This is a genomic window from Mycobacteroides sp. H003 (genome assembly GCF_001440135.1).
Taxonomy (GTDB): Bacteria; Actinomycetota; Actinomycetes; order Mycobacteriales; family Mycobacteriaceae; genus Mycobacterium; species Mycobacterium gwanakae.
The window spans coordinates 31,600-52,501 of sequence record NZ_LJYL01000013.1; the positions used below are offsets into that span (position 1 = coordinate 31,600).

A 20,902-nucleotide genomic window follows, 5' to 3' on the forward strand; every position below is an offset into this window, starting at 1 on the left:
GTAGCATGTGACGACGACCGTGCCCCGGGCACGGCGCTATGTGCTGCCGGTGTGCCGTGTACTTGCAACTGTCCAGACGTTTTAAGCGAGGTTGAACATGGGTGATGGCCCCAACGCCACTCCTGCCCAACCACGCGCATATGGCGCGGCGCCATGGGAACGCGCCATCGAGCCCGTTGGCAGTCATCCTGACATCGACGTGGCGCCGGAACGATCCAACACACCGTGGACACCACCGCCGGCCCTGAATCACTCGCTGCCTGACCCCACCGACGACGAGTGGACCCGGCGCTTGGAGATCGAGCAGTCGGTGCGCGAGACGCTGCGCGCCGAGCCGTCGTCGCGTTCTCCCCGGCCCGCACCCAGACAGGCCGCACGGCCTCCCCGACCGGCTCCCAGCGGAGCCAAGCCAACTCCCGCGCCGGAGGAGACCGCGCCGTCGGCACACGAGACCGGCTCGCACTCCCTGTCCGTGGCCGACCTCCTGGCCCGCGAGGGTGCTGGCGGTGGGCGCCGATCGAGGCGGCACGCTCGCTCAGAGGACGAGGACCGCGCCGAGGAGCCCACTCCCGGCCCGATCGCCGACGAGAGCCACACCGATGTCCTGCCGCAGGTGCCGCAGGACATGCCCCATCTCGATCACCACCCCGATGAACACCCCGACTTTGTGGACTACCCGGACGACGCCCCCCTCTATGACAAGGCCGCCGCGGGCCGCGTACGGGCATCGAATCTGGACGACAACATCGACACCCGCGCCATTCCGATCCGGGTGGGCAATCCGGAAGCCTCTGTTCGGGAACCTGAACCCAAGCGCTCGCGGCGGCCCATCTACCTCGGACGCTCCATCGCCGCCGTCGTCGCGGTGTGCTCCCTGGCTCTGACCGGCGGTGCGTGGCAGTGGAGCAACGTCAAGAACAACCGACTCAACCGCGTCGAGGCGCTGGACCCCAACTCTCACGATATTCGCGATCCCAACGCTCAATACGGCGACGAGAACTTCCTGATCATCGGCGTGGACACCCGGGCAGGCGCCAATAGCAACATGGGAGCCGGAGACACCTCCGACGCCGAGGGCACCCGCTCGGACACCATCATGTTGGTCAACATCCCGGCGAACCGTAAGCGTGTCGCGGTGGTGTCCTTCCCGCGTGATCTGGCGATCCAGCCGACACTGTGCGAGGTCTGGAACGAGGACACCCGGTCCTACGGGCCCGATAAGGCATACACCGAAACCAAACTCAATTCGGCATTCGCATACGGCGGACCCAAGTGTCTGGTCAAGGTCATCCAGAAGATGTCGGGGTTGAACATCAACCGCTTCCTCGGGGTGGACTTCGCCGGCTTCTCCAAGATGGTCGACGCGCTCGGCGGCGTCGAGGTGTGCACGCCCACGCCGATCGAAGACTACGAGCTGGGCACCGTGCTGGAAAACGCTGGGCGCCAAACGATTGACGGGCACACCGCCCTGCAGTACGTGCGCGCACGCCAGGTCACCACCGAATACAACGGCGACTACGGACGCATCAAGCGCCAGCAGTTGTTCCTGTCGTCCCTGCTGCGTTCGATGATCTCGCACAACACGTTCTTCTCGTTGAGCAAGCTCAACAACGTGGTGAACACCTTCATCGACGACTCCTACGTCGACAACATCAGGACCAAAGACCTTGTGGACCTGGGGCAGTCGCTCCAGGACGTGAAGGCCGGCCGAATCACCTTCCTGACGGTGCCGACCGACGGCACCGATTCCGAAGGCAATGAGACGCCCCGCACCACGGATATCCGAAAGATCTTCGACGCCATCATCAATGATGATCCGCTGCCCGGCGAGCTGCAGCCCGACGGCACCCGCGTTCCGATGCCCGGCACCACCACCCAGGACACCACGCTGGCGTCCAGCGAGCACGGAGCAGCAAGCGAACTCGGCGAAACATCCACCGCCACACCAACTCCGGCCGCTACGCCAAGCGAGCCCGTCGATCTGGTAACCACCGAGCCCAGCGAGATCAATGTGCACGTATCCAACAGCACGGGCCAAACGGGCCTGGCAGCGTCGGCTGCGAGCCAATTGACCCACTATGGATTCGGCATCACCGCTACCGACGACTATCCGTCCGCCCTGCCCTCCACCACGGTCTTTTTCTCGCCGGGGCACGAGCAGCAGGCCGCGACCGTTGCCGCCTCCTTCGGCGGTGCCAAGCTGCAACGGATCAACGGCGCACAAACCACCGTGCGTGTGGTCCTGGGCAGTGACTACGCCTCCACCGCGAACTTGCAGGCTCCGCCCGCCGCCGGCTCGACCGTGCCGTTACAGCTGTCCTCGGGCGCGATGGCGCCCGCCGAGCTCCCCATGGACCTGACGGTCGTCAATGCCGGCGACGCTACCTGCGGATAGTCCGTCTATTTAGACGCTGATCTCAGTTTCTTTCACGGAACCTGTGGCGGCATTCACTCGCCGTTCACGCCAGGGCCATGACTCAACGACGGCGGGTCCGTAGGCTTGATCCATGCGTACCGCGTTTCAGGAGCAGCTGTCCTCACTATCGGCACAGCTGGGGGAGATGTGTGGGTTGGCCGGAGCCGCCATGGAGCGGGCCACTCGTGCACTGCTGCAGGCCGATCTCGTGCTCGCCGAGCAGGTCATCTCCGACCACGAGCAGATCACCGCGATGAGCGCCGCCGCCGAGGAGAATGCCTTCGCCATCTTGGCCCTGCAGGCTCCCGTGGCCGGAGACCTCCGCGAGGTTGTCAGCAGCATCCAGATCGTCGCCGACGTGGACCGGATGGGCGCTCTGGCGCTGCACGTCGCCAAGATCGCCCGGCGCCGCCATCCGCAGCACGCACTGCCCGAAGAGGTCAACGGATACTTTGCCGAAATGGGCCGCGTCGCGGTCGATTTGGGTAACAGTGCGCAAGAGGTGCTGCTGACTCGCGACCCGGAGAAGGCCGCTCGCATCAACGAGGAAGACGATGCGATGGATGACCTGCACCGGCACTTGTTCACCGTGCTCATGGACCGCGAGTGGAAGCACGGAGTGGCCGCCGCCGTCGACGTGACGCTGCTGGGCCGCTTCTACGAGCGCTTCGCCGACCACGCGGTCGAGGTCGCCCGCCGGGTCATCTTCCAGGTGACCGGCACCCTGCCGCCCGAGGGACAGGGCCACGACCACCTGACGTCGCTCTGAGCGGCTAAGGCACCAAAACGATCTTTCCCCGGGTGTGCTGCCGCTCTAGAAGTTCGTACGCATTGCGCACCTCGTCCAGCGGGAACGTCTGCGCGACAATCACATCCAGCTTTCCGTCGACAATCAGTGCGGCCAGCTCGGCGAGCACCTGCGCAGAGGCGCCTTCGGCGTTTCCCACACTTTGCACGCCGTATCGCTCGATCGCCGCGAAATCGATGATGGTGTCGATTCGCCGCAGCTCCACTCCAAGCTCATTGAGCGCCAGCTCCACGTAGCCCCCGCCGAAGAGGTCGAGGAAGGCGTCGACCCGCCCCTCGGGCGCTGCTGCCTTGATGCGGTCCGCCAGCCCGTCGCCGTAGTTGACCGGGATGACGCCATGCGCGGTGAGCCACTCGTCGTTACCCGGCCCCGCGATACCGATCACGGTCGCACCAGCGGCCTTGGCGAGCTGTACGGCGATGGTGCCCACTCCACCCGCCGCGCCAGAGACGGCAACCACGTCACCCGGAGCCAGATCAACCGAGCCGACCGCGGCGTAGGCGGTGGTACCCGCGACGAACAGACTGCCTGCCACCTCCCACGACAAACTCTCGGGCTTGGTCACCAGTTGGCTGGCCGGAACAACGACGAGCTCGGCGTGACTGGCCCGATCGTCGGTATAGCCGAACACCTCGTCCCCTGGTGCAAAACGCGCCACGCTGTGGCCGACCTCCACCACGACACCCGCCAGGTCGCTGCCCTGCCCGGAGGGGAAGGTCGCAGGGAACCGATCGTGCAGCATCCCGGTACGGATCTTCGCCTCACCGGGGTTGATTCCCGCGGCCCGCACCTGCACAAGCACGTCCGTGGGCCCGGGTACCGGACGCGGCACCTCACGCACCTGCAGGACATCGATGTCGCCGTACTGGTCGAACTGCACTGCCTTTGTCATGCCGACTAAGACAGCGCCACGGCCCGAGGTATTCCGCCGAGTCTGCGTCTCACGACGTTTCGAGGCACAAAACCGTCGTGAGATGCAGACTCGGCGCCAATCGTGCGATCTGGATCAGCCGAAACGACCGGAGATGTAGTCCTCGGTGGCCTTCTGGCTGGGGTTGGAGAAGATCTTCTCGGTGTCGTCGATTTCCACCAGCATGCCCGGCTTGCCTGCGGCCTCCAGGTTGAAGAACGCGGTCTGATCACTGACGCGGGCGGCCTGCTGCATGTTGTGCGTGACGATGACGATGGTGAACTCCTGCTTGAGCTCGGAGATCAGATCCTCGATGGCCAGCGTGGAGATGGGGTCCAAGGCCGAGCACGGCTCGTCCATCAGCAGCACGTCCGGCTGCACGGCGATGGCTCTGGCGATGCACAGACGCTGCTGCTGACCGCCGGAGAGCCCGCCGCCCGGGCGGTCGAGACGGTCCTTGACCTCGTTCCACAGGTTGGCGCCCTGCAGCGAACGCTCAGCGACCTCGTCAAGGGTCTTCTTGCTGCGCACACCCTGCAACCGCAGGCCGGCCACCACGTTGTCGCGAATCGACATGGTGGGGAATGGGTTTGGCCGTTGAAACACCATGCCGATGGTCTTGCGCACCGACACCGGGTCAACCCCGGCACCGTAGATGTCGGCTCCATCGAGCAGCACCGAACCCTCGACGCGGGCACCGGGCGTCACCTCGTGCATCCGGTTGAGGGTGCGCAGCACCGTCGACTTGCCGCAACCGGACGGGCCGATGAACGCCGTCACGCTGCGGGGCGGAACCGACAGCGCGACATCCTGAACGGCATGAAACTTGCCGTAGTAGATGTTGACGTCCTTGAGATCGAGACGCTTGGCCATGACTACCTTCCTAGACCTTTTTGGGCGCGAAGAAACGCGAAATGAGTTTGGCGATCACGTTGAGAATCGCGACCAACAAGATGAGGGTGAGGGCAGCGCCCCAGAGCCGGGACTCGGCAAGACCCACCACCGAACCACTGCGCTGATCGAGCATCATGCCCGGGAGTGAGGCCATCTCCCCGCCGAACATGTCGTAGTTGATCAGCTTGCTGTAACCGACGAGCACGAGCAGCGGCGCGGTCTCGCCCATGACGCGTGCCAGCGCCAGCATCACACCGGTGACCACACCCGAGAGTGCCGTCGGCAGCACGATGCGCGCGATGGTCTTCCACTTGGGCACGCCCAGGGCAAAGGAGGCCTCGCGCAGATCATTCGGGACGATCTTGAGCATTTCCTCCGAGGAACGCACCACCACCGGAATCATCAACAGCACCAAGGCCAGTGAGACCGCAAGGCCCGACCGCGGCAGCCCTAGCGTGGCCACCCACAGGGCGTAGATGAAGAGCGCGGCGACGATGGACGGCACACCGGTCAGGATGTCGACCATGAACGTGGTGACCTTGGCCAACCGGGAGTTCGCACCGTACTCGACCAGGTAGATGGCCACGAAGATGCCGATGGGCACCGAGATGATCGCGCAGAACAGACCTTGGAACAGCGTGCCGACGATGGCGTGATAGGCACCGCCGCCCGCGATCCGGTTGGTCATCATGTTCTGCGATTTGAACCACCAGTCCGCACTGAGGACGGCGGTGAATCCACGGTCGAACACCGTGTACAGCACCCACACCAGCGGGATTAGCGCGATCAGCACCGCGGCCGAGACCAACACCGTGGCAAGGGCGTTGGTGGCCTTGCGCCGGCCCGAGAGCGGATGGAAGGCGGGCTCCTTCACGGGCCTGTCGAGAGTCGAGGTCATGCCTGGCCCTTTCCGCCGACGACGGCACGGGCCGCCGAGTTCACCAGGAATGTCAGCACGAACAGCACCAGCCCCGCCGCGATGTATGCTCCGGCCTCTAGTTCGTTATTGAATTCCGATGCATTGGAAGCGATATGGGTTGCAAAGGTGCTTCCGCTGTCGAACAGCGACCATCCGAACGCCACCGAGGTGCCCGACAGGATCAGCATCAGCGCGATAGTCTCGCCCAGCGCACGGCCGAGCCCCAGCATGGAACCGCTGATATATCCGGAGGTACCGAAAGGAATGATGGTGGTGCGCACCACTTCCCATTTGGTGGCACCCAGCGCAAGCGCGGCCTCGATCTGCCCCTTGGGGGTCTGAATGAAGACCTCGCGCGTCACGGCCGCGATGATCGGCAGGATCATCACCGCCAGCACAATGCCGCCGGTGAACAGGTTGCCGCCGCCTCCGATGTTCACGGGGCTATCGGCGAAGAGCGGGATGAATCCGAGATTTCTGTTGAGCCACAGGGCAACCGGCGCGATCGCCGGAGCCAGTACGTAGATGCCCCACAGGCCGTAGACGATGGACGGCACCGCGGCCAGTAGGTCGATGACGTAGGCAAGCGGACCACGCACCCGCGCGGGTGCGTACTCGGTCAGGTAGATCGCGATGCCCAGAGCCACCGGCATCGCGAGTAAGAGCGCGAAGACCGAGACGAAGACGGTGACCTGGAACAGATCGAGCACGCCGAATTGCATGTGCGACGTGTCGTCAGTGCGCCATGGCCCGTTGTAGAGGAAGAAGTTCTCGTCGTCGTTACTCAGCGCCGGCACGGCACGCAGGATCAGGAATACGGCCACCAGACCGATGAGCGCGACAACAAATACACCTGACCCCTTGGCGAGTCCGGAGAAGATGCGGTCGCCGGGACGGGTGACCGTCTTCGTGACCGTATTGGTGGCCTTGGCGGGTGGCTGATGGTCGCCCTCGTCGCTCATGGGTTGTGGCTTCTCCTCGAAGACCGATCCGTCAAGATCCGCCGGACGGGCTACCCCCACGGGATCGATCCCGCTGGTCTGGCTGCTCATTGAACTCGCTGTCTATGTCGTTGATGGTACGTCCCCACCCGGGTCACCCAAGCTCACCGGGTGGGGACGAATCAGCTGCTAAGAGAGCGCCTTGATGGCCGTCTCCAGACGGGACTTGAACTGCGTGGGCAGGGGGGCGTAGCCGACATCGGCCAGACCCTTCTGGCCCTGGTTCACCGCGACCGTCAGGAACGACTTCACCGCGGCGGCGACGTCAGCGTCCTTGTAGCCCTTGGAGCAGACGATCTCGTAGGTGGCCAGCACGATCGGGTAGGCACCGGCTGTCTTGGTCCCATAGATCGAGGCCAGGTCCAGCTTGAGGTCGTTGCCCTCGCCCGCGAACTTGGCGGTCTCCACCGAGGCGGCGGCGGTCTCCGGGGTCAGCGCGACGGCGCCGGCACCGCTGTCGATCTGGGCGTACGGCATCTTGAGGTCGTCGGCGTAGCCCTTCTCCACGTAGGTGATGGCACCGGGCAGAGCCTTGACCTTCTCGGCCACACCCGAGGACTTCTCGGCGCTCTCACCGGCGCCGCCCTCCCAGGTACCGCTGCTGCCCTTGGTCCAGCTCTCCGGCGCGGCGGTGGTGAGGTACTTGCCGAAGTTCTCACTGGTACCGGACTTGTCCTTGCGGTACACGGGGGTGACCTTGGTGTCCGGCAGCGTCACACCCGGGTTGAGGGCGGCGATGGCCGGGTCGTTCCAGGTGGTGATGGCGCCGGTGAAGATCTTGGCGGCCGCGTCCGCGTTCAGAACCAGCTTGTCGACACCGGGAAGGTTGTACGCCAAGGCAATTGGGCCGAAGACGACGGGCAGGTTCCACGCCTCGTTGCCGCTGCAGCGCTCCTTTGCCTTGCCCGCTTCTTCTTCGGACAGCGCCGAGTCGGAGCCGCCGATGTCGACCTGTCCGGCGATGAAGTTATCGCGTCCCTTGCCCGAGCCGGTGGGGTTGTAGTTGATCGACTTGCCGGAGCACGCGGTCGAGTACTCGTTGGCGAAGATGTCGAAGGCGTTCTTCTGGGCCGACGAACCCTCGGCGCTCAGCTTGGCCTTGCCCGCACACTCACCCGAGCCGGAAGCAGCGCCCGATGCGCTCGAGGAGGAGCCTCCCGTGGTGTTGTCGCTGCCGCAGGCGGCGAGGCCGGCGGTCAAGGCGACCGCGGCGGCTGCCGCGAAGATCGTGGTGCCGGTGCTTTTAAGATTCACGGCCTTGAGGTTCACGGCTCTCGCTTTCTCGCATGAGTGATGGGAAGACGGGTGATGGGGGTGGATCTTCTACGCGCACCCCGGAAACTAAAGGCAGACGATGGACGGGCACCCGACCGCAGGTGAACGGAAAGTGAACTCACAGACTTGACAGTCCGGTCGTTATCGCAGGTAAACGCCTTGTCAGGCCCGACCGTATGCCGCGTCGGTGTGGAACACCGCAAATCCCAGCCGCTCATACGTCCGCAGGGCCGCGCCATTGTCCGACTCGACGTACAGCAACACGGTGCCCAGACCGGCGTCAGCCAGATGGTGCAGCCCCACCAGAGTCAGCAGATGGCCTAGCCCCCGCCCCTGCGCGGCTGGGTCAACCCCGACGACGTACACCTCGCCCACTCCGGGCTTGTCCAAATGCGTTTTGGTCCAATGAAATCCGAGAAGATCGCCGGTTTGCGCGTCGTGCGCGAGGAACAAACCACCCGGATCGAACCACGGTTCGGCAAACCGGGCGGACAGATCGTCCTGACCCCAGCCTCCCTGCTCCGGATGCCAGGCGAATGCGGCATTGTTGACCCGCAGAATATCCGAATCATCTTGCGGCCCAGCATAATGGCGGATTACGACACTCGCATCGGCGGAGATGGCAGGCAGATCTGCCAGCGGTCGGCGCATCTGGTGCAGTCGCCGCAACGCGACCAGTCCGAGCGTCGCGGCCAGTGCGCGGGCGGGCGGAAGGTCGCCATGCGCCCAGATCCGGGTACCGTCACCGCCCTCCGCGAGGGCAAGCCGGATCATCGCCGAGCCGATTCCCCGGCGCCGTGCCCCCGGCACGACCACCAATTCGGCCATCGCCGTGGCATTCTCGTCGGCGGCGCCCTCATCGGGCAGCACCAAGTTCAGGTACCCCGCCACATCGTCGCCGTCCTCGGCGACCAGATGCTTGGCCCCGGTTCCACGCAGCTCCCGCAGCACCTGCTCCCCCACCGGGGCAATGCCGTCGACGCGAGTGGCCTCGACGATCAACTCACGTATCTGTAATTGGCGCTGATCATCAAGAAGCGGGACCCATTCGGTCATACCGCCACGCTAGTCGGAATTCAGCCCGCGTTGCGCGCCCCTGGTTCGGCGGTGATGTCCTCGTCGGCGCCGTCATCGAGCACGTCGTCGTCCAGTTCAGCGTCGTCGTCAGAGTCCACGGCACCGGCACTCTCGGATCCGCCGGCATCACCCTTCGCGCGCGGCGGGCGCACCGCCTTGTAACCGACATTGCGCACGGTGCCGATGAGCGATTCGTACTCACCGCCCAGTTTGGCGCGCAGCCGTCGCACATGGACGTCCACGGTGCGGGTGCCACCGAAGAAGTCGTATCCCCACACCTCTTGAAGCAGCTGGGCCCTGGTGAATACCCGGCCGGCATGCTGCGCCAGATACTTGAGCAGCTCGAACTCCTTGTAGGTGAGGTCGAGCGGGCGGCCACGCAACCGCGCGGTGTACGTGCCCTCATCGATGACCAGTTCGCCGAGCACCACCTTGCTGGCGTTCTCCACGTTGACCGCGCCAGCACGGCGCCCCACCAGCAGACGCAGCCGCGCGTCGATCTCGGCGGGTCCCGTGCCGGGCAGCAGGATGTCGTCCAGACCCCAGTCGACGTTGACTGCCACCAGGCTGCCTTCGTTGACCACGGCGACCACCGGAACCGAGGATCCGGCCGCGCCCAGCAGTCGGCACAGTCCGCGCGCCGACGCCAGATCGGTGCGCGCATCGACGATCGCCACGTCGGCGGAGCCCGCCTCTAACAGCGAGGACACCTCGCTGGGCACTGGTCGCACGGTATGGGCGAGCAGCGACAAGGACGGCAGCACCGCGTCCGGATTTGGGTCAGCGGTCAGCAGCAACAGGTCCAACGAGCCCTCCAACACCCGGGTGCTTCGGTCTCCAGGTGTTCCATAATGTACCGCGCCACCTGCTTGTAAGCGTGGATGAGCCGCCTGCATGAACACCAGCAGTCCGTGGCCGAGAACCGCGAACGCGCGGGAGTACGCCAGAATGTGCAGATGCGCAAACCCCTGATCGCCACTATCGCGGCGGTATGTGCACTGGCAATCGTGGCCACCGGCACCGATTTCGGGTTTGCGATTTACGCCGAATACCGGCTGTCCCGGACCCTGCGCGCCGAGGCGAACCTGAGCTCCGATCCGTCCGTCGCCATCTTGGTGTTCCCGTTCATCCCCCAGGCTCTGGCGCACCGGTACAAGGAAGTCGAGATCAAGGCGCACGGCGTGGACCACGCCGAAACGGGGAAGGCAACGCTGGAAGGCACGCTGCACGGCATCGATATCTCCCAGGCGTCCTGGTTGATCCGCCCGGACTCCCCGCTGCGGGTGGATCGGGTGGAGAGCCGGATCATCATTGACTCCAATCACCTGGGTCGATTCATGGGGATCAACGACCTCGCCGTCGAACCACCTCCGAAAGAACAGAACGACGCCACCGGCGGCACCACCGAATCGGGCATCTCCACCGGAACCGGTCTGCTGTTCACCGGCACTCCGAAGACGGGTGATTTCCAACATAAGGTGACCGTGTCCGTAGACGTCTCCGTCGGGGGACGCGACAAGACAGACCTTCAGTTCGTCGCCACATCCGTGGTCACAGGCCCGGGAACGGCCGACCGCGACGTGCCCGAGGAACAGCAGGCGGGTGTGTTCGCCGCGTTCACCAAGGTGGTCCCCCGGCAGAAGCTCCCCTTTGCCATCGAACCAACAACGGTCGGCGCACGTGGATCAGATGTGATCATCGAAGGTATCGCCAAGGGAGTAACCATCTCCCTGGACGCGTTCAAGCAGTCATGACGCCAGGTTTGTCCGCTCTTCCGGCGAGCGGCTCATCGCCGTTGGTGACCGCTGTCATTGCGATCGCGGTCGCGCTGCTGGCGTCGAGCCTCATCGCGGTCGCCATCAAGAGCAAGTCCGGCAAGCTGCGTGCCGGCCCCGGTGGCGCGGACGAGGCGCAGGCCCCGCCAGGTATCGCACTCTCGGCCACCGGACCGACAATCGTGCACTTCAGCGCGGTGTGGTGTGGCCCGTGCGCGGCGGTCCGTCGCGTCGTGGACCAGGTCTCGGCCGAGCAGCCCGAGGTGGCGCATATAGAGGTCGATATCGACGCAAACCCCGACGCGGCTCGGGCCCTGTCGGTCTTGTCACTGCCGACCACCTTCATCTTCGATGCCACCGGACGGCAGGCATATCGAGTCTCGGGAGTACCGAAGGCCGCGGACCTGCGCACTGCCCTGCAAGGCCTGACGCAGCCGGGGTAAACTCGTCGCCGTGCAAGCCCGCCTTGAGCCGATGCTCACCAAACGACGCGCCGTCGATCTGTGCCGCGTCGCGGGCTGCTGCTGTTGTTGCTGCTAATCGCGGCCACCTTCGAGTGTGCCGTAACAGGTGTAGCCATATCCGCCACCCTTAGGAGCACAACAATCCATGACCACTGCCCACTCAACGCCCTCAATCACGCAGGTTGACGTTCGCGGACCCCGCTTCGTCGCCTGGGTCACCACCACTGTTCTCATCGTCACCCTGGCGGTATCTGCCGTGTCGCCGGTGGCGGCCGCGGTCATCCTGGGACTCCAAGCGGTGGTCTTTGCGATCGGCGCGCTGCTCGGGCCGCATCGCGGCCCCTACGGCACGATCTTCCGGACGCTGATTCAGCCCAGGCTGAGCCCGGTGACCGAGCGCGAGCCCATCCCGCCGCTGCAGTTCGCCCAACTGCTGGGCTTCACCTTCGCCGCGGTCGGAACCATCGGGTTCGCCACCGGCGTCACATTGCTTGGCTTGATCGCGACGGCGTTCGCGCTGGGCGCTGCATTCTTGAACGCGGCCTTCGGCATCTGCCTGGGCTGCCAGCTGTACCCTCTCGTCACCCGTTTTCGCCGCACACAACCGTCGGCTCAGTAACCCGACAAAACTAATTACCCTGAAAGGAAGCCCTTTATGGCACGCTCTGACGTACTGGTCTCCGCCCAATGGGCGCAAGACAACCTTTCCGCCCCTAACACGGTGTTCGTGGAGGTGGACGAGGACACCAGCGCGTACGACGTCGGCCACATCGAGGGCGCCGTCAGGCTGGACTGGAAGACCGATCTGCAGGACGCGGTCAAGCGTGACTTCGTCGACCAGCAGCAGTTCTCGAAGCTGCTGTCCGACAAGGGCATCAGCAATGACGACACCGTGGTCCTCTACGGCGGCAACAACAACTGGTTCGCCGCGTACGCCTACTGGTACTTCAAGCTGTACGGGCACCAGGACGTGAAGCTGCTCGACGGCGGCCGCAAGAAGTGGGAGCTGGATGGCCGCGCGCTGTCCACCGACACCGTCTCCCGGCCCGCGACGTCCTACCAGGCCGCCGCCCCGGATAACTCCATCCGCGCTTTCCGCGACGAGGTGATCGCCGCCATCGGTGCCAAGAACCTGGTCGACGTGCGTTCGCCCGACGAGTTCTCCGGCAAGATCCTGGCTCCCGCGCACCTCCCGCAGGAGCAGAGCCAGCGCCCCGGGCACGTCCCCGGCGCCATCAACGTCCCGTGGAGCAAGGCAGCCAACGAAGACGGCACCTTCAAGTCGGATGAAGAGCTGGCCAAGCTCTACGCCGACGCGGGGCTGGACGGTGAAAAGGAAACCATCGCGTACTGCCGTATCGGTGAGCGTTCCTCGCACACCTGGTTCGTGTTGCAGGAACTCCTGGGACACCAGAACGTGACGAACTACGACGGCAGTTGGACCGAATACGGCTCTCTGGTGGGAGCCCCGATCGAGTTGGGAAGCTAGTTATGTGCAGTGCACCGAAGCAGGGCCTGGCCATTCCGGCGGGCGTCGACGTGGAGAAGGAAACCGTGATCACCGGCCGCGTGGTCGATGGCAACGGCCAGACAGTGGGCGGTGCTTTTGTGCGCCTGCTGGATTCCTCCGATGAGTTCACCGCCGAGGTGGTGGCGTCGGCGACCGGCGACTTCCGGTTCTTCGCCGCACCGGGCGACTGGACGCTGCGGGCGTTGTCCTCGGCCGGGAACGGCACCGCGACGGTGAGCCCCACCGGCGCCGGGATCCACGAGGTCGACATCAAGATCGAAAGCTGAGCGCCCTTTTCGCTCTATCTCGATAAGGCACCCAGGTACGTATTCAGCCCGGATCACGTACCTGGGTGCCTTTTCGTGTCAGCAGCTGACCGCCCGACGGATTCAGTTCGCGGTGTCCGGCGCGGCGACCGCGCTCCGGGCCGGTTGCCGAGCCTCCAAGCCGGGTATCGGCGCATCCGGCACGGTCCCCGTGGGGGCCGGATTCTCCAGACCGAGGGGCTGCCCGGTAGGGATGTTCTGCCGGCCGGTGGCGGCCGTCGCCCCCGGCGCGGTACCCCCGGCGGCCTCCGGTGCGCCGGTCCGCTGCATGGGCGACGACGGACGGGCGCCAAACACCTGCCCGAGCGGACCGGCTTCATGGGGCTTGACCGTCACATGCTTCAGTTGCACACCCAGCCGATCGCCCGGCATACCCACATGGGATGACATGGGGTCGGCGTTGGTCATCGCCCTGGTGCCGCCGGCGTCGCGGACTCGGGGTGGCGGAGTCAACGACCAAATGGACTGCAACCCATAGACACCGGGGTAATAGCCGATGTATCCGGGCGGCGTGTAGATCTGCCCGGTGGGGTCCCCCGGAACGGACGGGTCGGCTGCGGCGATGGGCGCGCCCAGTACGCCGGCGCCCACGAACGCCGCGATGACACCGGCCTGACGAATTCGAGCTCTCATACTCTCAGATCCCTCGTGTTGGATTGCGGTGCAGGACAATTCAGTGCGATGCGGCAGAGCCGAGGTCCGGTCCACTGTTGAGTGAGCCAGGCGCGATGGTTCCGTTGTCCTTCGGCTGGACGGACTCGCTGTCGGCAGCCGGTAGTGGTTGATGGGTGCCCGGGACGGGATCTTCCAGGCCACCTGGGACGCCACCGGGCGGGCTGGCACCCGGCACCACACCGGCGGAGGGATCGGGCGCACCGATCGAGTCCATCGGCGATTCCGGCCGCACACCCGGCGCGACTCCCAGCGTCGAGTTGCGCAGCGGTTCGACACCGAGTTCCGAGCCGGGCATTCCGTACTCGGCCGACGCCGAATCGGTATTGCTCATGGCGCTGGTGCCGGCCGCGTCCAGGACGCGGCGCGGCCGCATCCAGAAGCCGAGGATGTAGGTGTAAGCGCCGGGCTGGTGGCCGATCCGGCCCGGCATGTTGTGGTACGGGAGCCCGTCGTACCCCGGCGGCGGCCCCGGAGGGACAGGTGGCGACGGGGCGGCGAGTGCGGTCGGTGCGAGGACAAGACCCGCGCCGAGGAGAGCGACGAGCACTCCCGTGCTCTTGCCGATGCGTGATGCCATTCGGGTGACCGTCCTCGTCTAGATCTTGATGGGTTCGCCATAGATGGCGTACGAGGAATGGGCATTGGTGGTCGAGATCCGCAGGTAGCCGTAGGACCGGATGGTGACGTCCCCACCGCAGGCGTCCACCTTGACATGCAGGTTCGTCACATCCAATGTTGCCCGGCCCGCGGGATTGAGCGCCATGTTCGACATCGGCAGATCAACGATGACGCCGGGTTCCAGATCTGTCTGCACGTATCCCGTGGCACCGGCTCCTGCCGATCCGCCGATGGAGTTGCTCGAGCCTAGCGAGCCCGTGCCGCTCACACCCCCAGACACGGCACCACCCAGCTGCAGCCCGCTGGACACGTCGGACTGACAGCCCAACTGGTATCCCATGATGAAGAGGCTGTCGAGAATCGAGCCCTGCCCGCCGCTGACGGTCGCCGAAGAGTAGAGGTTGACGAAGGCCTCACGGGAGTTCGTGGCATTGGCGAGGTTTGGGATCGAGTTGACGACCTCGTTGTAACTGTTCAAACGAATATGCCAGCCATCCGGCGTCACCTGATCCAGGTCCTCCGGCAGCATGGTCACCGGTTCCGCTAATGCCGCGGGCGCTTCCATTGCCGCCATGGAGCAGAGCACTGCCACAACACATGCAGCGCGTGTAAATCGATCCAGCATTCCCGCCATGTGAACCTTTCCAATGGTTTCGACATCTGCAACACGTCAATGAGAAGCACCCATTCAGGCAGGCATAATTCAGCCGCTATTCCGGTTCATGCTTCGGGCACAATTTGCCCACCAGGAAGGATTCGCAAAGAGATCCAGAAATTAAAATGCTGCGCCCATTGCCCGATAAACGCTCTCCCATTGAACGGATCTCATCTAGCTAGAGAGCCGTTAACGCCGTCTCGAATCTCGGTTAACGGAGACTAAACGCGAAATTTGTTGCGGTTTGCCACTATTGGGCAGGTGGGGTTACCCCCCACACGCACGCGCTGCGGCAACCCAATCAGCGGATCGGAATCGAAATATCCAGGGAAGTGCCGCGCCCGACAGGGCTGGACACGCTCAACTGCCCACCGAGTGCTTCGACCCTGTCCGTCAGCCCAACGAGTCCCGAACCTTTACGGGGATTGGCCCCACCCACCCCGTCATCGCGAATGACCATACGGAGGTTGGGCCCCTCGCATCGCACCGAAACCCGCACCCCACTGGCCGCGGAGTGTTTGGCGGCGTTGGCAAGTGCCTCCGCCAGCACGTAGTAGGCAGCCATCTCCACCGACTCGCCCACGGCACCGTCCACATTCACCTCGATGGTGACCGGAACAGCCGAACGCCGGGCCAGCGTGCACAATGCGGGCCGCAAGCCGCTGGACAGGATCGCCGGGTGAACACCCCGCGAGAATTCCTGAAGATCTTCGGCGACGCCGACCAACCCGGCATTCAACTCGGCCAGTTGGCTGGCCAGGTCCGGAACACCGACGGGCAGCTCCGCTGTCATCATGCCGAGCCGCAGTCGCAGCGAGGCCAGGCGCTGCTGGACACCGTCGTGCAAATCGCGCTCCAGGCGACGACGTGCCTCATCGGCTGCTGTCACGATCCGCGCGCGAGAGGCCGTGAGCTCTTCGCGGGTGTGAGCGTTCGCGATGGCGGTGGCCGCCAGATCGGCGAAGTCATTGACGGGCGCAACCTCAAGGCCGTCCCCCCGTAAGACCGCGGCCCCCCAGGTGTTCCCGCCGACACGGATCGGGGTAGACAAGCTGGCACCGAATCCCAGCGCTTCTTCGGGAGGCACATCGTCATCCAGCGTGAGCTGGGTTCCCGGGACGTGGCCGATCCCTACCTCGCCGGATGCCGCAACGACGGTGACGTTGTTGCCCGCCTCGTAACGCAACAGAACCGCGGTGTCGGCGTGCAGACAATGAACCATCTCGTCGACCAACGCCGCGAAGACCTCCGCCGGCGGTACCTCACGCGCGACCAGGGTCGCTATTCGGCGCAACCCGGCCTGTTGCTCGGCGATAGCGGCCGCCTCCTGGCGGCGCGCTTCGACCTCGTTGGTGCGTGCACGGGCCAGGCTTGCCAACCCATTGGCGACCAGCGCGGCAACCAGGAAAATCACGTGGACCACGCCGTTTTGCAGCTCAACCGACAGCACGTGACCGTTCGGCCAATCCCGGACGTAGTCGAACGTGATGGCACTGGCGATGGAGGTGAGCACCGCGAGCCGCAGGCCCCAGATCGCCGATACGACCAGGATGCCCAGAAGGTAGATGGTGCCCATGCGTTCGGTGGGCGCGATCTGCCGCAGCAGCAGCGCGGCAACGGTTTCGCAGACGAGAAAGCCTGCGGCCACCAGGATTCCCAGAGTCGCCGAAGGGGGCGCACCCGGCCGGAAAGGCAGGGTCAGCCACCCCCGCAGTCTGGGTGACGACGCGCGGTGGTCATCGCCGACCGCGTCGCCGGCCACCCTGGACCGCCCCAGCGGCAGCGTTGAGATGGTGGGGGTCACGTCGGGAAACTTCCTTACCTCCGGGACCCAGATACGTCCCGCCACTTCGAATATAGCCACGCAGGTTGCGCGGCTACCCTGTCGCTGTGGTCGCCTTGCGGGTGGTAATCGCCGATGATGACGTACTCCTTCGTGAAGGGATTGCCAGCCTTCTCGAACGTTCGAGTTTCGAGGTTGTCGGCCAGGCACGCGACGCCGTCGACCTGATGGCCTTGGTCAGGGCTCAACGGCCCGACCTCGTTGTCACGGATATCCGGATGCCGCCGACGCACACCACGGAGGGACTCGACGCAGCCCGGGCGATACACAAGGAATTCCCCGGAATCGGGGTGCTGGTCCTTTCCGCACACGTGGAAGTGGAGTACGCGATCGAACTCGTAGCCACCGGCGGTGGGCGCGGCTACCTCCTCAAGAGTCGCATCGGCGATGTCGCGGAGTTCCTTGACGCACTGAACCGGATTGCCGGCGGGGCCGCGGTACTGGATCCGGCACTGGTCAGAGAGCTGGTGGTGACGCGCCGCCAGGATCACCCGATCGACGCCCTGAGCCAACGGGAACGGGAGGTACTGGGGGTGATGGCCGAGGGCTACTCCAATGCCGGTATCGCCCGCAGACTGTGGATTACGGAGAGCACTGTTGAAAAGCACGTCCACAATGTGATGACGAAGTTGAATCTCACCGAAACCGACGAGTATCACCGCCGGGTGCTGGCGGTGATCACCTTCCTGGCGGGCAGCTGATCCCGGACAGGTAAATCGACTGTCCCCGAAGGTTTTCCGTCCTACCTATGACGCGGTGTTTCCACAGACAACACCCGGGTTCTCACATTCGGGACCGGTGGCGTCGGGCAGCTGTGCCCATTCGGGCTGGCCGCGCTGACTCTGAACCTGGTCGGGGTACCAGATTCCCGTACGGCAGATGACGCCCCTGTCCATGCACTGCGGCCCGGTGCCATCGGGATGGTCGACCCAACCACCGGCACTGTCGCGCGGTTGCTGCGCTTCGGACGGGGCCATGCCTCCGTCGAGCCATTCACCATCGTGGTTCGGCGATGGCACCGGGGTGGGCTTGTCGGTCGCCGCATACGCAAGACCCGGCGTCGCCACCACGAGCGCGAGACTGACCAGACCCATGCCGATGCCCCGGAGTATTGATTTTGATTGCCACACAGTTGATTTCTTATTCACGACGCCCACCGGGCAATCGTCCTGCGTGTACCGGCAGCGGGCATCCAGACGGACACCCAATGTTCATGGGGGATTACCCCCAAAGATCGGGAGCGTGCGCTAGTAGGACCAGCTGCCGGAGGGCTGCACGACGAATCCGTGCTCGCCGTAATGCCGGTCCGGCGGATCCGGAGTGTCCTTTGCCCAGGAATCGGGTTTCTTGGCCTGGCAAGCCAGCGCATCCTCGGCGATGACCGCACAAACAACGCCGTTACCCGGCGCGATCTTGGACCCGGTCGGCAACAGCGGGTAGGCGCGATCGTCGGGCGTCTGGTCGTACTGGGCGATGAGACCCGGCTTGGTCAATGACACCGCCACCGAGTTCATGCCCTGGCCGGCTCCCACGATCCGCCCGGTGCACGACACCCCCAGATCCGCGATCATGCTGCTCTGGCAGGCCAGGCCGCCGGGAGTGCTGAACACCCAGCCCGACATGCTCGGGTGCGCGCCTATCACCTGGTAGTCGCCGAGGTCGACCGCGGGATAGGCGTCGACGTCCGGAAACTTGGGTGGTTGCGCGTTCGCTATGGGCGCAGCGACAAGCCCCGTAGACACCACAAAGGGCGCGAAAAACGCAGATAAAAATCGCCTCCGCAAGATCCTCACACCCCTCCATCGTGGTAGCTGGATCTGACGTTACCCGGCGAGTTGTGGGTCACACCGTTGTCCCAGGTAAGCTCCCTTTCCGTGGTGCTCTTCTTCGAGATCATGTTGGTGGCCGCGGTGCTCGTCATCACCTGGTTCGCGCTGTACGCGCTGTACCGGCTGATCACCGACGAGTCGTGACGGAACCAGATCCGACCGCCGCCGAGCCGCGGCCATCGGTGGGCCGGAACGTCCCCACTTTTCAAGACCTTCCTGCCCCTGCCGATACCGCGAACCTGCGCGAGGGCCCGGACCTCAACCAGGCGATGCTTGCGCTGCTGCCCCTGGTCGGGGTGTGGCGCGGCGAGGGCGAAGGCCGGGATGGCGACGGCGACTACCGCTTTGGACAGCAGATCGTCGTCGCCCACGACGGCAGCGACTACCTCACGTGGGATTCGCGGTCATGGCGCCTGGATGCCAACGGGCAGTTCGAGCGGCTGACCCTGCGCGAGAGCGGCTTCTGGCGGTTCGCGCCCGATCCCGATGATCCCGACGAAAAGCAGGCCATTGAGCTGGTGCTGGCACATGCCGCGGGTTTCGTCGAGTTGTTCTACGGTCATCCGCGCAACGCCTCGTCCTGGGAGTTGGTCACCGATGCGCTGGCCCGAAGCAAGTCCGGAGCACTGATCGGCGGGGCCAAGCGTCTGTACGGCATCGTCGACGGTGGCGACCTGGCCTATGTCGAGGAGCGGGTGGGTGCCGACGGCGGTCTGTCACCGCATCTGTCGGCGCGGTTGTCACGTTTCGCGGGCTAGAACTTCCCCGCCTATCGGCTCGCAGCCGGGTACCTCGGTGACGCCTTTCCGGCCGTCCCCAGAAAGGGGGCGGCCCCCGAACCGTTCGGCTCGATCGGACTAATCGAGGGTTCGGGGGCCGGGTGGCTGCCGTGGATTTGTCCACCGCAGCACATGGCTGCAGCTAGCGAGCAGCCACCTCACATGTCCAATAAGCAATCAATTTGTCGGACCACCTCCTTCCTTGTGTACCGACGACGGTACGACGCAAGAGCGTGTGCGACAAACGATTTATTCTGCGGCGATCAGAACTAGAGCCTGATGGCCTTGTCGACCAGCTCGGGCAGCCGCGCTGCCAGTGGCCCCGCGGGGCGGTCGGCACCGTCGAGCGTGCGCACCCGGGCCGCAAGCGTGATGCTGGCCAGCATCCAAACATCTTGGGCAGCAACTAGATCAGCGGGCTTCACGGCCTCGTACCGGCACGGGATGCCCTCGGCCGCAGCCACTTCGAAGAGCGCGCGCTGAGTGGTTCCGTGCAAGATTCCGTGCTCCGGAAAAGGGGTGACCAGTGCGTCACCGGTGTCCACGATGACCGTCGAGCGCGGGCCCTCCAGCACGAATCCGTCCGAACTGACGAAGATGACGTCCTGAGCCCCTTGAGTTTCGGCGTACCGCAGGGCGGACATGTTGACTGCGTAGGACAATGTCTTGGCCCCCGACAGCAACCAGGGCAGCGGATCGACGGGCTGCGCGGGCAGCCCACGATCCAGGGTGATCACCGAGACGCCATCGCGACGCGCCAGCAGCGACCGCTCGGGCACCGGCGCTATGGTCAGATATGCCGTTGCACCCCCGCCGCTTTCACGCCCACGGGTGTACACCAGGCGTAGCATCGCATCCGCGCTTGATGTCGAGTTCCATTGCCGCACACCAATCTCTACCGCCGTGCGCCAGGCGGGCCGATCAGGTTCGGATAGATCCATCGCTGCGGCCGACGCGGCCATCCGGTCCAGATGCGCCTCCAGCTTGCAGACGACACCGCCGCGCACCAACAGCGTCTCGAACGCGCCATCGCCACGAACGGCGGCGAGCTCATCGGCATACAACAACGGCACCGTCGGGTCGTGCACTTCACCGTCGAGTGTGACCAGCACCGCTACCGCCATGGGC

23 protein-coding genes are annotated in these 20,902 nt (G+C 65.0%); 9 read left to right on the plus strand and 14 right to left on the minus strand.

Features of this window, described 5'->3' with window-relative positions; translation table 11 throughout:
- Positions 1 to 97: 97 nt before the first annotated feature.
- Both AOT87_RS10125 and phoU read left to right on the plus strand, forming a co-directional pair.
- Positions 98 to 2,395 carry an LCP family protein gene (locus tag AOT87_RS10125; protein ID WP_057969379.1) on the plus strand — a complete coding sequence of 766 codons (2,298 nt, stop codon included), beginning with the start codon at positions 98 to 100 and terminating at the stop codon, positions 2,393 to 2,395.
- Between the two features lie 112 nt (positions 2,396 to 2,507).
- Positions 2,508 to 3,185, plus strand: a complete 678-nt coding sequence (gene phoU, locus AOT87_RS10130; protein ID WP_030094258.1) for a phosphate signaling complex protein PhoU — start codon at positions 2,508 to 2,510, stop codon at positions 3,183 to 3,185.
- A 4-nt stretch (positions 3,186 to 3,189) separates the two neighbouring features.
- Here phoU and AOT87_RS10135 read toward each other — a convergent pair whose 3' ends face one another.
- The 7 genes from AOT87_RS10135 to AOT87_RS10165 form a co-directional block, all read right to left on the minus strand.
- Positions 3,190 to 4,116, minus strand: a complete 927-nt coding sequence (locus AOT87_RS10135; protein WP_057969378.1) for an NADP-dependent oxidoreductase — start codon at positions 4,114 to 4,116, stop codon at positions 3,190 to 3,192.
- A 114-nt stretch (positions 4,117 to 4,230) separates the two neighbouring features.
- Complete coding sequence (gene pstB / locus AOT87_RS10140) at positions 4,231 to 5,007, minus strand: phosphate ABC transporter ATP-binding protein PstB (protein WP_030094256.1); 777 nt, start codon at positions 5,005 to 5,007, stop codon at positions 4,231 to 4,233.
- Positions 5,008 to 5,017: 10 nt separating this feature from the next.
- Positions 5,018 to 5,926 carry a phosphate ABC transporter permease PstA gene (gene pstA, locus AOT87_RS10145; RefSeq protein WP_057969377.1) on the minus strand — a complete coding sequence of 303 codons (909 nt, stop codon included), beginning with the start codon at positions 5,924 to 5,926 and terminating at the stop codon, positions 5,018 to 5,020.
- Entirely contained in the window at positions 5,923 to 6,999 is a 1,077-nt protein-coding gene (gene pstC, locus AOT87_RS10150; RefSeq protein ID WP_057969376.1) for a phosphate ABC transporter permease subunit PstC, read from the minus strand. The genes pstA and pstC overlap by 4 nt, the downstream gene beginning before the upstream one ends.
- A 78-nt stretch (positions 7,000 to 7,077) precedes the next feature.
- A complete protein-coding gene (gene pstS, locus AOT87_RS10155; RefSeq protein WP_057965196.1) occupies positions 7,078 to 8,217 on the minus strand; it encodes a phosphate ABC transporter substrate-binding protein PstS in 1,140 nt (379 codons plus the stop codon).
- Between the two features lie 168 nt (positions 8,218 to 8,385).
- Positions 8,386 to 9,279 carry a mycothiol synthase gene (gene mshD / locus AOT87_RS10160; protein WP_057969375.1) on the minus strand — a complete coding sequence of 298 codons (894 nt, stop codon included), beginning with the start codon at positions 9,277 to 9,279 and terminating at the stop codon, positions 8,386 to 8,388.
- 20 nt (positions 9,280 to 9,299) lie between these two features.
- A complete protein-coding gene (locus AOT87_RS10165; RefSeq protein WP_057969432.1) occupies positions 9,300 to 10,106 on the minus strand; it encodes a response regulator transcription factor in 807 nt (268 codons plus the stop codon).
- Positions 10,107 to 10,256: 150 nt separating this feature from the next.
- On the opposite strand from AOT87_RS10165, the gene lmeA reads away from it, so the two are divergent.
- The 5 genes from lmeA to AOT87_RS10190 all read left to right on the plus strand — a co-directional run bounded on the left by lmeA (position 10,257) and on the right by AOT87_RS10190 (position 13,336).
- Positions 10,257 to 11,054: a mannan chain length control protein LmeA gene (gene lmeA, locus AOT87_RS10170; RefSeq protein WP_030094250.1), complete on the plus strand. Its 798-nt coding sequence runs from the start codon at positions 10,257 to 10,259 to the stop codon at positions 11,052 to 11,054.
- A gap of 44 nt (positions 11,055 to 11,098) precedes the next feature.
- Entirely contained in the window at positions 11,099 to 11,518 is a 420-nt protein-coding gene (locus AOT87_RS10175) for a thioredoxin family protein (RefSeq protein ID WP_078323034.1), read from the plus strand.
- Positions 11,519 to 11,684: 166 nt separating this feature from the next.
- On the plus strand, positions 11,685 to 12,158 hold the full coding sequence (locus AOT87_RS10180; RefSeq protein WP_057969373.1) for a DUF4395 domain-containing protein: 474 nt from the start codon (positions 11,685 to 11,687) through the stop codon (positions 12,156 to 12,158).
- Positions 12,159 to 12,194: 36 nt separating this feature from the next.
- Complete coding sequence (locus tag AOT87_RS10185) at positions 12,195 to 13,028, plus strand: sulfurtransferase (RefSeq protein ID WP_030094247.1); 834 nt, start codon at positions 12,195 to 12,197, stop codon at positions 13,026 to 13,028.
- A gap of 2 nt (positions 13,029 to 13,030) precedes the next feature.
- Entirely contained in the window at positions 13,031 to 13,336 is a 306-nt protein-coding gene (locus AOT87_RS10190; RefSeq protein WP_005064245.1) for a DUF1416 domain-containing protein, read from the plus strand.
- Positions 13,337 to 13,438: 102 nt separating this feature from the next.
- Here the strand turns inward: AOT87_RS10190 and AOT87_RS10195 are convergent, their stop codons facing one another.
- From AOT87_RS10195 to AOT87_RS10210, 4 genes are all read right to left on the minus strand, one after another.
- Positions 13,439 to 14,008, minus strand: coding sequence for a hypothetical protein (locus tag AOT87_RS10195; protein ID WP_057969372.1), 570 nt, complete (start codon positions 14,006 to 14,008; stop codon positions 13,439 to 13,441).
- 40 nt (positions 14,009 to 14,048) lie between these two features.
- Positions 14,049 to 14,627 carry a hypothetical protein gene (locus AOT87_RS10200; RefSeq protein WP_057969371.1) on the minus strand — a complete coding sequence of 193 codons (579 nt, stop codon included), beginning with the start codon at positions 14,625 to 14,627 and terminating at the stop codon, positions 14,049 to 14,051.
- Positions 14,628 to 14,645: 18 nt separating this feature from the next.
- Entirely contained in the window at positions 14,646 to 15,302 is a 657-nt protein-coding gene (locus AOT87_RS10205; RefSeq protein ID WP_057969370.1) for an MspA family porin, read from the minus strand.
- A gap of 322 nt (positions 15,303 to 15,624) precedes the next feature.
- Positions 15,625 to 16,983, minus strand: a complete 1,359-nt coding sequence (locus AOT87_RS10210; RefSeq protein WP_256364548.1) for a DUF4118 domain-containing protein — start codon at positions 16,981 to 16,983, stop codon at positions 15,625 to 15,627.
- Between the two features lie 230 nt (positions 16,984 to 17,213).
- Between AOT87_RS10210 and AOT87_RS10215 the strand changes: the two genes are divergently transcribed.
- Positions 17,214 to 17,867, plus strand: a complete 654-nt coding sequence (locus AOT87_RS10215; RefSeq protein WP_057969369.1) for a response regulator transcription factor — start codon at positions 17,214 to 17,216, stop codon at positions 17,865 to 17,867.
- 45 nt (positions 17,868 to 17,912) lie between these two features.
- Here AOT87_RS10215 and AOT87_RS10220 read toward each other — a convergent pair whose 3' ends face one another.
- Positions 17,913 to 18,260, minus strand: coding sequence for a hypothetical protein (locus tag AOT87_RS10220; RefSeq protein WP_030094241.1), 348 nt, complete (start codon positions 18,258 to 18,260; stop codon positions 17,913 to 17,915).
- A gap of 153 nt (positions 18,261 to 18,413) precedes the next feature.
- Positions 18,414 to 18,788 (minus strand): hypothetical protein, encoded by a 375-nt coding sequence (locus AOT87_RS10225; RefSeq protein ID WP_081343289.1) that lies wholly within the window; start codon positions 18,786 to 18,788, stop codon positions 18,414 to 18,416.
- A gap of 347 nt (positions 18,789 to 19,135) precedes the next feature.
- Here AOT87_RS10225 and AOT87_RS10230 point away from each other — a divergent pair, with 347 nt between their 5' ends.
- Complete coding sequence (locus tag AOT87_RS10230; RefSeq protein WP_057969367.1) at positions 19,136 to 19,753, plus strand: FABP family protein; 618 nt, start codon at positions 19,136 to 19,138, stop codon at positions 19,751 to 19,753.
- A 290-nt stretch (positions 19,754 to 20,043) separates the two neighbouring features.
- Here the strand turns inward: AOT87_RS10230 and AOT87_RS10235 are convergent, their stop codons facing one another.
- Entirely contained in the window at positions 20,044 to 20,898 is an 855-nt protein-coding gene (locus AOT87_RS10235) for an aminodeoxychorismate lyase (protein WP_057969366.1), read from the minus strand.
- Positions 20,899 to 20,902: the final 4 nt, after the last annotated feature.